The organism is Mycolicibacterium grossiae (genome assembly GCF_008329645.1).
GTDB lineage: Bacteria > Actinomycetota > Actinomycetes > Mycobacteriales > Mycobacteriaceae > Mycobacterium > Mycobacterium grossiae.
Genome location: NZ_CP043474.1, coordinates 151,782 through 165,299, shown reverse-complemented (window position 1 = coordinate 165,299; position 13,518 = coordinate 151,782). Strand labels below are relative to the sequence as shown.

Here is a 13,518-nt window from a genome sequence, read left to right as displayed (position 1 = left end):
TCCATGTCGACAGAGCCGTTGGCCGGGGTCTCGGCCGACCCCCACGAGGGGACCCTGAAGCGGGCGCTCGGCGTGCCGTCGCTGGTGCTGTTCGGCCTGGTGTACATGGTGCCGCTCACCGTGTACACCACCTACGGCATCGTGACGGTGGAGTCCGGTGGCCGGGTGCCGCTGTCCTACGTCGTGACGCTCGCGGCGATGATCTTCACCGCGCGGTCGTATGCGCGGATGGCCGCCGCCCTCCCGGTCGCCGGCTCGGCGTATGCGTACACGCAGAAGGCGTTCGGCGCACCGGTCGGCTTCCTCGCCGGCTGGTCGCTGCTGCTGGACTACCTCTTCCTGCCGATGCTCAACTACCTCGTCATCGGCCTCTACCTGAACGCCGCGGTGCCGGCGATCCCGCAGTGGGTCATCGTCGTCGTGACGATCGCGATCGTCACGGTGCTCAACATCGTCGGCATCGTCTCGGTGGCGCGCGCCAACCTGGTCATCATCGCCATCCAGGCGGTCTTCATCGTCGTGTTCCTGGTGATGGCGGTGGCTGCCATCTCCGGCGCCGGCAGCGTCGACGTCATGGCACCGTTCCGCGGGGACGGCAGCGCCGGCGGAATGGGCCCGGTGCTGGCGGGCGCCGCCATCCTGTGCCTGTCGTTCCTCGGCTTCGACGCCGTCTCGACGCTGTCCGAGGAGGCCAAGGACGCCCGCCGCGACGTGCCGCGCGCCATCATGCTCGCCACCGTCATCTGCGGCGTGCTCTTCATCGTGCTGTCCTACGTCTCGCAGCTGGTCTTCCCGTCGAACGCCTTCGCCGACGTCGACTCCGGGTCGCTGGACGTCATGAAGGCCGCCGGCGGCGCGTTCCTGGCCGCGTTCTTCACCGCCGCGTACGTGGCGGGCGCGCTCGGGTCGGCGCTGACGTCGCAGGCGTCGGTGGCGCGCATCCTCTACGCGATGGGACGTGACGGCGTGCTGCCGCGCAAGGTGTTCGGGCACGTGTCCGTCCGGTTCAGCACGCCGACGTGGGCCATCCTCGTCATCTCGGTGGTCTCGCTGCTGGCCATCGTCATCGACCTGGCGATCCTCGCGTCGGTGGTGAGCTTCGGTGCGCTGGTAGCGTTCTCGGCGGTCAACCTCACGGTGATCAAGCACTACTTCGTCGACGCCGGCGAGAAGAACGTGCTCAACAACCTGGTGCTGCCGCTCATCGGCTTCGCGCTGACGGTGTGGCTGTGGACGAGCCTGTCCGGCGACGCCCTGAAGATCGGACTGCTGTGGCTGGCGCTCGGCGTCGTCTGGCTCGCCGTCGTGACCCGCGGCTTCCGCCGGCCCACGCCGGTGCTGGAGATGCAGGAGTAGTCAGCGCCACGTGCGCGCGGCGGTGACCAGTCCCCGCAGCAGCGCCGACGTGGGCCGGCTCAACCCGTCCTCGCCGAACGGGCCGCTGCGCGGGCTGATTCCACGCACCCGCGGACTCAGCTCCAGTTGCGTGCCGCCCCCGCGGGGCCGGTTCACCGGGTTGTCGGGGTGCAGACCGCGCAGCTCGCGCGGGATCGCGTCGAGGTCGGTGATCACCTCGTGGCCGGGCACGTCGAGGTGCCGCGCGACGTGCTCGGCGAGGTCGCGGTTCGCCCCACCGGCCAGCACCTGGGTGCTGCGGCCGACGCGGCCGTACCCGTGCAGCGAGACGACGTGGTCGACGTGGTCGAGGAAGGCGGCGAGACGCTCGGACTCCTCGGGCAGGTAGGCCGCCGAGCGCAGGTGGTGCGGGTAGTTCACCGGGTGGCGGACGACGTAGAGCGACGCGTCCGCCGCGGTGGCGGCGCGCTCGGCGATGACGTCGGTCATGCGTTCCAGGCCGCCGCCGTGGATGGCCAGGAACCCGAACGTGGACCGCAGCGTCGACTGTTCGGTGACCTCCGGGTCGGCGAGCAGCGCCGTGAGCGTCTGGGGCCCGGGCACGTCGGTCGGTGCGAGGGCACGGGGCCAGTGCTCCGGATCCCAGCGGTGCAGGAAGTCGAGCCACCGCTGCGGAAGCCCGTGGTGCGCAGCGCCTTCGATGATCCGCTCCAGGTAACCAGGCCGGGGCGCCCCGGCCTCCGTGCGGTGGTCGATGTAGACCCACGCGTCCCGCGGGCCGGCGGAGGTGGCGACGACGAGCCGGTCGCGGCGGTAGCGGACGGGAACGCCCTCGGCGCTGTCCAGGACGTCGAGGTCGCGGTCGCTGATCTGCCAGAGGACGCCGTGCACCTCGGCGCCGTCGGACGGCTCGACCGTCGCGACGCCGCGCTCGTTGATCAGCCAGTCGTGATCGGCCAACGTCGCCGGGACGGGCCGGGTCGCGTCGGGGCAGCGTTGCGCCATCTGCGCGACGTTGAGGTTCGACCCGTAGGCGAAGTAGGCGTGCCGGTCCATTCAGCCCGTGACGGTGAGATAGATGAGCACCACGTTCAGCACACTAATCACCGCGGCCACCAGCCAGCCACACGCCGTGGTGAGGCGGTGGTTGACGTCGTCGCCCATGAGCGTGCGGTCGCCGGTCATCCGCACCAGGGGGATCAGCGCGAAGGGGATGCCGAACGACAGCACCACCTGGGAGAGCACCAGCGCGCGGCTGGGGTCCACGCCGATGCCGAGGATGACCAGCGCCGGCACCAGCGTGACGAGGCGGCGCAGCAGCAGCGGATAGCGGCGGTGCAGCAGCCCCTGCATGATCATCGCGCCGGCGTAGGCGCCGACCGACGTCGAGGCGAGTCCGGATGCCAGCAGGCCGATCGCGAAGAACAGGGCGACGGTGTGGCCGAGGGCGCCCTGCACGGCGGAGTAGGCGCCTTCGATCGAGTCGGTGTCGTCGATGCCCTGCAGGTTGGTGGCGGCCACCAGCAGCATGGCGAGGTTCACCGCGCCGGCGACGAGCATCGCGAGCGCGACGTCGTAGCGGGTGATGCGCAGCAGGCGGCGTCGCGGTGCGCCCGCATCGGGCCGGCCGTGCCGGTCGCGGGCCAGACCCGAGTGCAGGTACACGGCGTGGGGCATCACGGTCGCGCCGAGCATCGCGGTGGCGAGCAGGATGCTCTCGGCACCGTCGAAGCGCGGGACGAGCCCGCCGGCGACGTCGGACGCGGACGGCGGAGCGACGAACAGGCTGGTGAGGAAGCCGATCGCGATGACGAGCAGCAGACCGCTGATGACCCGTTCGAAGACCCGCTGACCGCGCCGGTTCTGCACCGACAGCAGCACGAGGGAGACGCCGCCGGTGATGGCACCGCCCACCAGCAGCGGCAGGTCGAACAGCAGGTACAACGCGATGGCGCCGCCGACCACTTCGGCGAGATCCGTTGCCATGGCGACGAGTTCGGCCTGTACCCAGTACGCGATCCGGGTGGGCGCGCGGGTGCGGTCGGCGACGGACTCCGGCAGTGTGCGGCCGGTGACGAGGCCGAGTTTGGCCGAGAGGTACTGCACCAGGCCCGCCATCACGTTGGCGACGAGGATGACCCAGACCAGCAGGAAGCCGTACTGGGCACCGGCGCTGACGTTGGCCGCGACGTTGCCGGGGTCGACGTAGGCGATGGCCGCGACGAAGGCGGGTCCGAGCAGCATCAGGCCCGCACCCGGCTTCGTCCTTGGTACTACGGCCACGTCCCCCGCCCATTCCGATCGGCCCAACGAAAAAGTTAGGTTAACCGGAACCTCGGCGACGCGACAACGCCGCCCGAACCGGTGTTACCCGGCCGAGCGGGGACGAATAGTCACCAACCGATGCCGAAGCCGAACCCGCCGAACGGGAAGCCGCCGTAGAACGGCCCGAAGCTCTGCGCGGGCGGGGACGTCGTCAGCTGGGCACTGCCGTTGGTGGTGCACATCGTGGTGCGCGGCGCGGTGTCGACGCACTGCGGCGCTGCCGACGCGGGGGCGGCGAAGAGGATGCCGCCGACGGCCAGTGCGGCCAGGGCGGGCGCCACCGAAAGGGACGTGCGAAGTGATTTCTTGCTCATGACCTGCTCCGATCTACGGACCGAGTCTACGCCCGTCCGGGCAGGTCAGAACGGGTGAAAATGATCTCCTCGGCGCCGGGAATAGCCGCTCAGCGGTGCCCGCCACCACCGCCGCCGCCGGCCGTGCCGCCGCCATGCGGGCCCCAGGGGCCACCGATGATGAGCGCGGACCCGTAGAACTCGTCGTCCCACGGATAGGGATAGACCGGGGCAGGTGCGGTGGCGTCGATCTGGACGTTGCCCGGCGATTGGCACTCGGTCTCGCCGGTCCCGGTGTAGGTGCCGCCCGGGGTGGTCTGGCAGGACTGCTGTCCGGGTTCGGCCGCCGCGCCGGCCGCGGTGAGGGTCGCGGTGGCGAGGCCCATGCCTCCGGCGGCGAGCAGGGTCACGAGGTGGCGCGTGGAGGGCCGCATGGTCGCATCCCTTGGCTCGGGGTCACGGACGGCTGCCAGCGTACAACCCGCGGCCGGTCACGAGGGGCAGGTCGAGGGTGGTGCGGATTCCGGCCGGAGCGGCGACGACGTCGGGGATCGCATTGACCACCCGCGCCGCGGTCGCGACCAGGCCGGCGTGGTTGTGGTCGCCGTTCGGGCTGGAGAGGCACAGGTCGACGGCATAGGAGGGTTCGCCGGTGATCTCGATGCGGTACGAGCCACCCTCCTGCGCGGGCTGCGGCCAGTCCGGGCGGAGGTCGTCGCGCAGCCGGGTGACGTGCTCGAGCACCACCGCGACGGCGCCGTCCTTGATGCCCTGCACCTCGAAGCGCAGCGCGGCGGCGGTGCCCTTCTCGATGTGGCCGGACGCGATGTCGAATGCCTCCGGTGCGGGCTCGCGGACGTAGGTCTCCTTCACCTCGTCGAGGTCGATGCCCAGACCCGCGGCCAGCTGGCGCACCACCGACCCCCATGCGAGGCTCAGCACTCCCGGCTGTAGCAGCATCGGCACGTCGTCGAGAGACCGGCCGAAGCCCATCACGTCGAACATCACCGCCGCGCTGTCGTAGGTGTCGTAGTTGATGATCTCCATGCAGCGCACCTGCTCGATGCTCTGACAGGTGCCGGCGAGCGCCAGGGGCACCAGGTCGTTGGCGAACCCGGGATCGATGCCGCCGACGAACAGGCTCGAATTGCCCTGCGCTGCAGCCTCTTCGATGGGGCTGATCATCTCCTGGGGCAGCGTCTGCCACGGGTACTGCAGGAAGACCGCACTGCTGCCGACGACGTTGATGCCGGCGGCCAGGATGCGGCGGTAGTCCTCGAGCGCCTCGGTCAACCGGTTGTCGGCCAGTGCGGTGTAGACGACGCACTCCGGCGCGGTGGCCAGCACGGCGTCGAGGTCGGTGGTCGCCGCGACGCCGGTGGTGACGCCGAGACCCGCCAACTCACCCGCGTCCCTGCCGGCCTTGGCCTCCGAGGACACCCAGACGGCGGTGAGATCGAACCGGTCGTCGCCGATGAGGTGGGCGAGGGCGGGCTTGCCGACGTTGCCGGTGCCGACGGCGGCGACGCGAATGGTCACGGGTGTGCCTCTCTACAGATCGGGGATGGGCATGTCGAGGTTCGGCGTGGTGAGTCCGCCGTCGACCTCGAGCGTCTTGCCGGTGAGATAGCTGCCGGCGGGGGAGGCGAGGTACACCGCGGCCGCGGCGATGTCCTGCGGGTCGCCGAGCCGTCGCAGCGGGGTGGCCTGCTCCATGGGGTCGCGCAGCTCGTCGTTGCTCGCCACGATCTCCAGCGCCGAGGTCAGGATCGAGCCGGGCGCGATCGCGTTGACGCGGATCCGCGGGGCCAGGTCGAAGGCCGACAGCCGGGTGTAGTGCGCGAGGGCGGCCTTCGCCGTGCCGTAGGCGGCGAAACCGCGCCCGGAGGCCCGCGCCATCGTCGAGGTGACGTTGATGATGCTGCCGCCGCCGGAATGCTCCAGCATCAGCGGGACCGCGGCCGTCGTGAGCGCGTGCGCGGTGGCCACGTTGAAGGTGAAGGCGTCGCGCAGGTCCTTCGTCGACGTGCTGAGCAAGGCGTTCGGCATGGTGCCGCCGACGTTGTTCACGACGACGTCTAGTTTGCCGAAGGCCTCGACGGCCGTCGCGGCGAGGGCTGCGGTGTCCTCGGGCCGCGCGAGGTCGGCCACCACGACGTGCGCGCGTCGCCCGGTGGCCTCGACCTGCTGCGCGACCTCCTCCAGCTGAGACCGAGTCCGCGCTGCGATCAGCACGTCTGCACCGGCTTCCGCGAATGCGAGCGCCATCGCCGCACCCAGTCCGCGGCCTGCGCCGGTGACGACGGCAACCTTGCCGTCGAGCCTGAACCTGTCGAGAATCACGTGCCCTCACTTCCCTCGCGCGGTCACGCTAACAAGCCGGCCGCCGCCGTGGGGGAGGTTTCTGGAACACGTTCTACTTCATGTGCGCCGAGGGCGCGGGTGGCGCGGGTGGGGTCAGGTGGGGCCCGCGCCGTGAGATCCGGGTTTTGGCGAAGAAGTGCGAGTGCGGGTCTGCAAAAGTCGGATCTCGACGCGGCGGAGCCAGGAACGGGCCAGCGGACGCGTCAGGCCTTCTTGGCCGCGGTCTTCTTCGCCGGCGACTTCTTGGCGGCCGCGCCGGTGGTCTTCTTGGCTGCGGTGCCGGTGGTCTTCTTCGCCGGTGCCTTCTGCGCGGCCTTCTTGGCGGGGGCCTTCTTCGCGGCGGAGCGGGCGGGCTTCTCGTCGGAGTCGTCGTCGTCGGAGTCGGTGTCCTTGCCGGAGTCCGAGCCGGAGTCCGAACTCGCACTCGATCCCTTGCGCGCCTTGACGCTGGCCTCCAGCTTGGCGAGCAGATCGGAGACGTCGTCGGTCTCGTCGAGGTTCTCGGGTTCGGCGTCCTCGGTGGTGAAGGCCTCACCGCCCTCGATCTTCGCCTGGATCAGCTCCATCATCTCTTCGCGGTAGGTGTCGCGGAACTGGTCGGGATGGAAGTCGTCGGTCATGGACTCGACGACCTGTCCGGCCATCTTCAGCTCGGCCGGCTTGACGTCGACCTCCTTGTCCAGCACCGGGAAGTCGGGGTCGCGGATCTCGTCGGGCCACAGCAGCGTGTGCACCATCATCACGTCGCGCTTGCTGAAGTCCTTGACGCGCAACGCCGCCAGCCGTGTCTTGTTGCGCAGCGTGAAGTGCACGATCGCGATGCGGTCGGTGTCGGCCAGCGTCTTGGCCAAGAGCACGTAGGACTTCGACGACTTCGAATCCGGCTCCAGGAAATAGCTCTTGTCGTAGAGCATCGGGTCGATCTGTTCGGCGGGCACGAACTCGAGGACCTCGATCTCGCGGCTGCGCTCCTCGGGCATCGTCGCGACGTCCTCGTCGGTGATGATGACGGTCTGGCCGTCCTCGGCCTCGTAGGACTTCGCGATGTCGCGGTACTCGACCACCTCGCCGCAGATCTCGCACACCCGCTTGTAGCGGATCCGCCCGTGGTCCTTGGCGTGCACCTGGTGGAACTTGATGTCGTGGTCTTCGGTCGCGCTGTAGACCTTGACCGGCACGTTCACCAGCCCGAACGAGACCGAACCCTTCCAGATGGACCGCATGCCCCAGTATTGCCCATCCTGCTAGTCCTGACGCAGATCGGCGCGGCGCGGCAGATCCGCCCCCGCCCGGGCGACGACGTACGCCGACACCCGGGCCGCCTCGCGCAGCACCTCGCCGAGCGTCGCCTCGCCGATGCCGGCGAGCGCGTCACGGCGGGTCCGGCCGAGCAGGTCGCGGCTCCACAGCGCGTCGACGAGTCCGGCCATGAAGGCATCACCTGCGCCGACGGTGTCCACGACCTCGACCGGCGGTGCCTCGATCGTGACGGTGCCGGCATCGGACACGGCGAACGCGCCATCCGCGCCGCGGGTGACGACGACGACGGCGGGGCCGAGTTCCTGCCACGTCCGCGCCACCTCCTCGGCGGGGCGGTCCGGGTCGATCCAGTGCAGGTCCTCGTCGGACGCCTTCACCAGGTCGGCCTTCGCCACCAGCCGGCTGATGCGGTCGATCGCCTGCTCGCGGTCGTCGATCAGCGCCGGCCGCACGTTGGGGTCGTAGCTGACGGTCGCCGAGGTGCGGTACGCGTCGAGCAGGGCCGCGGTCGCCAGGCAGCCGGGCGCGAGGAACGCCGCGATCGAACCGGTGTGCACCACCAGCGGCGGCGACACCTCCGGCGTGCCGGCCGTCTCCCAGACGATGTCGAACTCGTAGGTCGCCGCACCGGAGGCGTCGAGCCGCGCCAGCGCCGTCGGCGTGCGGTCGGCGTCGGTGCTGCCGGCCACCAACCGGACCGCGGACTGTTCGACGTAGTCCACGATGCGCCGGCCGCGGTCGTCATCGCCGACGTGGGTGAGGAAGTCGACGTCGCGGCCGAGCCGGCTCAATCCGACGGCGACGTTGAGCGGGCTGCCGCCGACGTGCTCGCCGAGTGTCCGTCCATCCCGCTCGACGACGTCGATCAACGCCTCGCCGATCACCAGGGCGCTGTCGGGAGACGCGGCACTCACGACCCGACCAGTCGTTCGAGTGTCGCGCGAGAACCGTTGGCGTGCAACGATTCCAACGTGGCGAGGTACTCCTCGGCGAAGCGCGGCTGCTGTGCGAGGTCGCCGAACACGTCGGTGTTCTCCACGAACGCCAGCGGCGCCTCGCGCTGACGCTGGGCGATCGGCACCAATGTGTCGGCGAGCGGGTCCTGCACGTCGATCGGCTCGCCCTCCTCGTCGACCCCCTCGGCGTAGCGCGCCCAGCTCGCGACCGTGGCGGTGGCCATGGCGATCGGTGCGCCGGTGCGCAAGTTCTCCCGGATCACGGGCAGAAGCCACTTCGGGATGCGGTCGGAGGAGGCGAAGCACAGCCGCACGATCGTGTCCCGCACACCGGGATTGGCGAATCGCTCGATGAGGGTCTGCTTGTACTCCGGCAGGTCGATGCCCGGCACGGGCAGCAGTGTCGGCGTGCCCTCCTCGTCCATGTACCGGCGGAGGAACCTCGCGAACAGCGGATCGCCCGCGGCGTCGTGCACCAGCCGGTAGCCGGCGAGGTAGGCGAAGTAGCACAGCGCCTGGTGGCTGGCGTTGAGCAGCCGCAGCTTCATCAACTCATACGGCGTGACGTCGTCGACGAGCAGCACGTCGACCTCCTCGAACGGCGGTCTGCCGTCGGAGAAGTCGTCCTCGAGCACCCACGCGGTGAACGGCTCCGCCGCGACCGGCCACTGATCCTCCACGCCGAACTCCGTGGCGAGCGCGTCGACGACGTCGGGTGCGGTGGCCGGCGTGATGCGGTCGACCATGGAGTTCGGGAACCTGGTGTGCTCGTCCATCCACTCGGCCAGGCCGGGGTGATGGTCGCGCGCGAACGACGTGAACGCCTCGCGCGCCACGTGGCCGTTGCCCTCGATGTTGTCGCACGACACAATGGTGGGCGACCCGAGGCCGCGGTCGCGGCGCCGCTCGAGCGCGGCGGTGACGAGCCCGAACACGCTGTCCGGTCCCGCGTCGGCGATCGAGTAGCCGCCCTCGGTGATGGTCAGCGACACGATGCGCGTCGTCGGCGCGGCGATCAGCTCGATGACGGCCTCGGGGTCGTCGGGCGCGTAGCGGTAGTCGACGATCGATCCGATGACGCGGGCCTCGCGCGAGCCGTCGGGGTTCATCGCGATGAGGGTGTAGAGCCCGTCCTGAGCGGCCATGACGTCGGCCATCTTCCGGTCGGCGGGCAGTACGCCGACGCCGCAGATGCCCCAGTCCGTCGCGAGGCCGCGTTCGAGCAACCGATCGACGTACATCGCCTGGTGGGCGCGGTGGAACCCGCCGACGCCGAAGTGCACGATGCCGACGCCGACCGCGCTGCGGTCGTAACTCGGGGTGGCGATCGGGATCTCGGCGAGGGTCTCGGTGCTCAGTTTCATGACGCGGTCACCACGCGCTCGACGCTACCCGGCGCCACGTGCCGGTTGGACCGGCCGCGACGGGTACTGGCGGCGACGTCGTCGAGCGGGTGGCACGGGGGTGTTGTGTAGGTCACACACGGATGTTAGCGTGATGAGCATCTACTCGCACCCATGAGCAGATTCTCACCCTCGACGAGGAAGGTGGAGTGCACATCGTGGCCATGTCGCCTTCGGACGCCGTCGCCCCCACGGTGCCGAGCGGTCGGTCCAATGGGCGCGTGAACGGCACGATGGAGCACGTCGCCACCCCGGAGGATCTCCGGCTGGCACTGCGCGCGGCGACGCTCTACTACCTCGACGGCCTCACCCAGGCGGAGATCGCCGCCAAGCTCGGCGTCTCCCGACCGACGGCGGGCCGGCTCATCGCGCGGGCCAAGGCCCACGGGCTGGTGCGCATCGAGGTCGTCGTGCCGCCGACGCTGAAGGACGATCTGCACGCCGAGGAGGAGCGTCGCCTCGAGGAGCGCTACGGCCTGACCGAGGCGGTTGTCACCGGACACCTCGGCCGGGCGTCGGGCGCGCTGCTGATGCGCCGGCTGCACCAGGACGACGTCCTGGGCTTCACCTGGGGTCCCGAGCAGGTGGCCGCGGTCTCGGCGCTGAGCCCGGGGGTGGCGAGCTGCCGCGTGGTGGTGCAGCTCGACGGCGCCATGTCGACCGCCTCCTACCAGACCGGCATGGAATTCATCCTCAGCCGCAGCGCGGACATGCTGCGCGCCAACGCGATGCGGCTGCCCGCACCGCTGTACGCCGACGCCTCGACCGTGGTCTCGCTGCGCAGTGACTCGGTGATCTCGCGGACGCTGGAGGCCGGCCGCCGGGCGGACACCATGCTGTTCGGCGTGGGGTCGGTATCCACGTCGACCACGTTGTTCGAGGGCAGCTTCCTCGACGTGCGGATGCTCGACGAACTGGTGAGCCGCGGCGCCGTCGGCGAGATCGGCGGCCGCTTCTTCGACGCCGACGGCGCGTCGGTGGACACCGAACTCGCCCACCGCGCGGTGTCGGTCCCGCTCGAGGACGTCCGCAGCTGCGCCAAGACGATCCTGGTGTGCAGCGGACCCGAGAAGTACCTCGCCACGCACGCCGCCCTGCGCGGCGGTTTGGCGAAGCTGCTGGTGTGCGACATCGACTGCGCACGTTGGCTGTTGGAGCAGTGAGCAACCGACCGGAAGGTGGTCAGGCGTGACGACTCGACGACGAGTACTCCGCAAGCTGGTGGCGTGTACCGCTGCCCTCGGCGTGACGTTCACCGCGGGGTGCGCCGGGGCGGGCAGCCTCGGCGCGTCCGACGACGAGGTGACCATCGCGCTGGTGTCCAACTCGCAGATGACCGATGCGCAGAAGCTGTCGAGTGAGTTCGAGGCCCAGAACCCCGGCACCAAGCTCAAGTTCATCACGCTGTCGGAGAACCAGGCGCGCGCGAAGATCACGATGTCGACGGCCATGGGTGGCAGCGAGTTCGACGTCGCGATGATCAGCAACTTCGAGACGCCGCAGTGGGCGCGCGACGGCTGGTTGCGCAACCTCAGCGAGTACGCGCGCCAGACGCCGGGCTACGACGAGAACGACTTCATCTCGTCGCTGCGGGAGTCGCTGTCCTACGAGGGCAACATGTACGCCGTCCCGTTCTACGGCGAGTCCTCGTTCCTGATGTACCGCAAGGATCTGTTCGCCCAAGCCGGCATCCAGGTGCCGCAGGATCCCAACTACCAGCCCACCTGGCAGGAGGTGGGTCAGTGGGCGGACGCGCTCAAGACCGGGGACCGGGCCGGAATCTGCCTGCGCGGCAAGCCCGGTTGGGGTGAGGTGCTCGCGCCGCTGGACACCGTCATCAACACCTTCGGCGGGCGCTGGTTCGACGAGCAGTGGAACGCGCAGCTGAGCAGCCCGCAGGTCCGGCAGGCCGTCAACTTCTACGTCGACCTGGTCAAGCGCTCGGGTGAACTCGGCGCCGCCTCCACCGGGTTCCAGGAGTGCGCCAACCTGTTCGGCCAGGGGCAGACCGCGATGTGGTACGACGCGACGTCGGCGGTCTCGGTGCTCGAGGATCCCAAGGAGTACCCCGACCTGGTCGGCAAGATCGGGTACCTGCCCGCGCCGATCGTGGAGAAGCCGAACGCGGGATGGCTCTACACCTGGGCGTTGGGCATCCCCAAGGCTGCGAAGAATCCCGACGGTGCCTGGAAGTTCATCTCCTGGATGACGAGCAAGGACTACATGAAGCTGGTCGGGGAGAAACTCGGCTGGGCTCGGGTCCCACCGGGTAGCCGCACCTCCACCTACACCGATCTGCCGGAGTACGAGGCGATCTCGAAGTCCTACGGTCCGTTGACGTTGCGGTCCATCGAGAACGCGACGCCCAATCGGCCGACGGTGCAACCGGTTCCGTACACCGGCATCCAGTTCGTCGGCATCCCCGAGTTCCAGGACCTCGGTACCCGGGTCAGCCAGCAGATCAGCGCGGCCATCGCCGGCCAGAAGTCGGTCGATGACGCGCTGACTCAGTCCCAGGAGTACGCCGAGGTCGTCGGCCGCACCTACCAGGAGAAGTGATGACCGTTACCGCGCAGACCGGCGCCGAGGCCGGCGAGAACGACGTCGCCGAACGGGTCCGGAAGATCAAGGCGAACCAGGGCATCGGCGTCAGCCGCGCCGAGGGCTGGCGGCGCCGGGGGCCGTTGCTCCCCGCGCTGATCTTCATGATCGTGGTCACCCAGATCCCGTTCGTCTTCACGCTGTACTACTCGACGCTGTCATGGAACCTGGTGCGGCCGGGGTCGCGTCAGTTCGTCGGCTTCGACAACTACATCGCGGTGGTCAAGGACAGCCAGTTCTGGTCGGTGGCACTGAACACCGTGGTGCTCATCGTCGGCGTGGTCATCATCTCGGCGGCGTTCGGGCTCCTGTTGGCCCTGCTCCTGGACCGGGCGTTCCTCGGCCGCGGCGTCGTCCGGACCCTGCTCATCACGCCCTTCCTCGTCACACCCGTCGCGGCGGCGCTGATCTGGAAGACGACGATCCTCGACCCGAACAACGGCATCTTGAACTGGGCACTGTCGCTGGTCGGCATCGGCCGCGTCGACTGGATCGGCCAGTTCCCGCTGACGATGGTCATGGTCGAACTGATCTGGCAGTGGACGCCGTTCATGATGCTGCTGATCCTCGCCGGCCTCCAGTCGATGCCTCGCGACATCCTGGAGGCCGGCCGAGTCGACGGAGCGGGTGCGTTCCAGCTCTTCCGCGAGCTGACGCTGCCGCACCTGCGACGGTTCATCGAACTGGGGGTGGTGCTCGGCGCGATCTACCTGGTGAACACCTTCGACGCCATCTACATGATGACCCAGGGTGGCCCCGGCATCGCGAGTGCGAACCTGCCGTTCTACATCTACCAGCGCGCGTTCCTCGGCTTCGACATCGGCCAGGCGGCGGCGATGGGCGTGGTCGTGGTGATCTTCACGATCATCATCGCGAACTTCGCGCTGCGGTTGATCTTCAAATCGTTCTCGGGCAAGGAAGAGGCGGCCTGACGATGAGCGCTCGCGCCAAGAGTGAGGG

13 protein-coding genes are annotated in these 13,518 nt (G+C 69.4%); 4 read left to right on the top strand and 9 right to left on the bottom strand.

The window, feature by feature from the left end; translation table 11 throughout:
* The first annotated feature begins 3 nt into the window (after positions 1-3).
* Positions 4-1,356: an APC family permease gene (locus FZ046_RS00830; RefSeq protein ID WP_070351079.1), complete on the top strand. Its 1,353-nt coding sequence runs from the start codon at positions 4-6 to the stop codon at positions 1,354-1,356.
* Here FZ046_RS00830 and FZ046_RS00825 read toward each other — a convergent pair whose 3' ends face one another.
* The 9 genes from FZ046_RS00825 to FZ046_RS00785 form a co-directional block, all read right to left on the bottom strand.
* Positions 1,357-2,412, bottom strand: a complete 1,056-nt coding sequence (locus tag FZ046_RS00825) for a poly-gamma-glutamate hydrolase family protein (RefSeq protein ID WP_070351080.1) — start codon at positions 2,410-2,412, stop codon at positions 1,357-1,359.
* Positions 2,413-3,600: an Nramp family divalent metal transporter gene (locus tag FZ046_RS00820; protein WP_070351081.1), complete on the bottom strand. Its 1,188-nt coding sequence runs from the start codon at positions 3,598-3,600 to the stop codon at positions 2,413-2,415. It lies immediately after the preceding gene.
* Between the two features lie 149 nt (positions 3,601-3,749).
* Positions 3,750-3,995 (bottom strand): hypothetical protein, encoded by a 246-nt coding sequence (locus tag FZ046_RS00815; RefSeq protein WP_070351082.1) that lies wholly within the window; start codon positions 3,993-3,995, stop codon positions 3,750-3,752.
* Between the two features lie 89 nt (positions 3,996-4,084).
* Positions 4,085-4,408, bottom strand: a complete 324-nt coding sequence (locus FZ046_RS00810) for a hypothetical protein (protein ID WP_070351083.1) — start codon at positions 4,406-4,408, stop codon at positions 4,085-4,087.
* 22 nt (positions 4,409-4,430) lie between these two features.
* A complete protein-coding gene (locus tag FZ046_RS00805; protein WP_070351084.1) occupies positions 4,431-5,513 on the bottom strand; it encodes an NAD(P)H-dependent amine dehydrogenase family protein in 1,083 nt (360 codons plus the stop codon).
* A 12-nt stretch (positions 5,514-5,525) separates the two neighbouring features.
* Entirely contained in the window at positions 5,526-6,317 is a 792-nt protein-coding gene (locus tag FZ046_RS00800; protein ID WP_070351085.1) for an SDR family oxidoreductase, read from the bottom strand.
* A 224-nt stretch (positions 6,318-6,541) separates the two neighbouring features.
* Complete coding sequence (gene ku / locus FZ046_RS00795; protein WP_070351086.1) at positions 6,542-7,561, bottom strand: non-homologous end joining protein Ku; 1,020 nt, start codon at positions 7,559-7,561, stop codon at positions 6,542-6,544.
* Positions 7,562-7,582: 21 nt separating this feature from the next.
* Entirely contained in the window at positions 7,583-8,512 is a 930-nt protein-coding gene (locus FZ046_RS00790) for a carbohydrate kinase family protein (protein WP_070351087.1), read from the bottom strand.
* Positions 8,509-9,918: a mannitol dehydrogenase family protein gene (locus FZ046_RS00785; RefSeq protein WP_070351088.1), complete on the bottom strand. Its 1,410-nt coding sequence runs from the start codon at positions 9,916-9,918 to the stop codon at positions 8,509-8,511. Before FZ046_RS00785 ends, FZ046_RS00790 begins: the two co-directional genes overlap by 4 nt.
* 272 nt (positions 9,919-10,190) lie before the next feature.
* Here FZ046_RS00785 and FZ046_RS00780 point away from each other — a divergent pair, with 272 nt between their 5' ends.
* Genes FZ046_RS00780 through FZ046_RS00770 form a run of 3 tightly spaced genes read left to right on the top strand, consistent with a single transcriptional unit; the run spans position 10,191 to position 13,490 of the window.
* Complete coding sequence (locus FZ046_RS00780; protein WP_149484349.1) at positions 10,191-11,120, top strand: sugar-binding transcriptional regulator; 930 nt, start codon at positions 10,191-10,193, stop codon at positions 11,118-11,120.
* 25 nt (positions 11,121-11,145) lie between these two features.
* Positions 11,146-12,516 carry an ABC transporter substrate-binding protein gene (locus FZ046_RS00775; protein ID WP_070351089.1) on the top strand — a complete coding sequence of 457 codons (1,371 nt, stop codon included), beginning with the start codon at positions 11,146-11,148 and terminating at the stop codon, positions 12,514-12,516.
* A complete protein-coding gene (locus tag FZ046_RS00770; protein ID WP_070351090.1) occupies positions 12,516-13,490 on the top strand; it encodes a carbohydrate ABC transporter permease in 975 nt (324 codons plus the stop codon). The genes FZ046_RS00775 and FZ046_RS00770 overlap by 1 nt, the downstream gene beginning before the upstream one ends.
* Positions 13,491-13,518 lie beyond the last annotated feature (28 nt).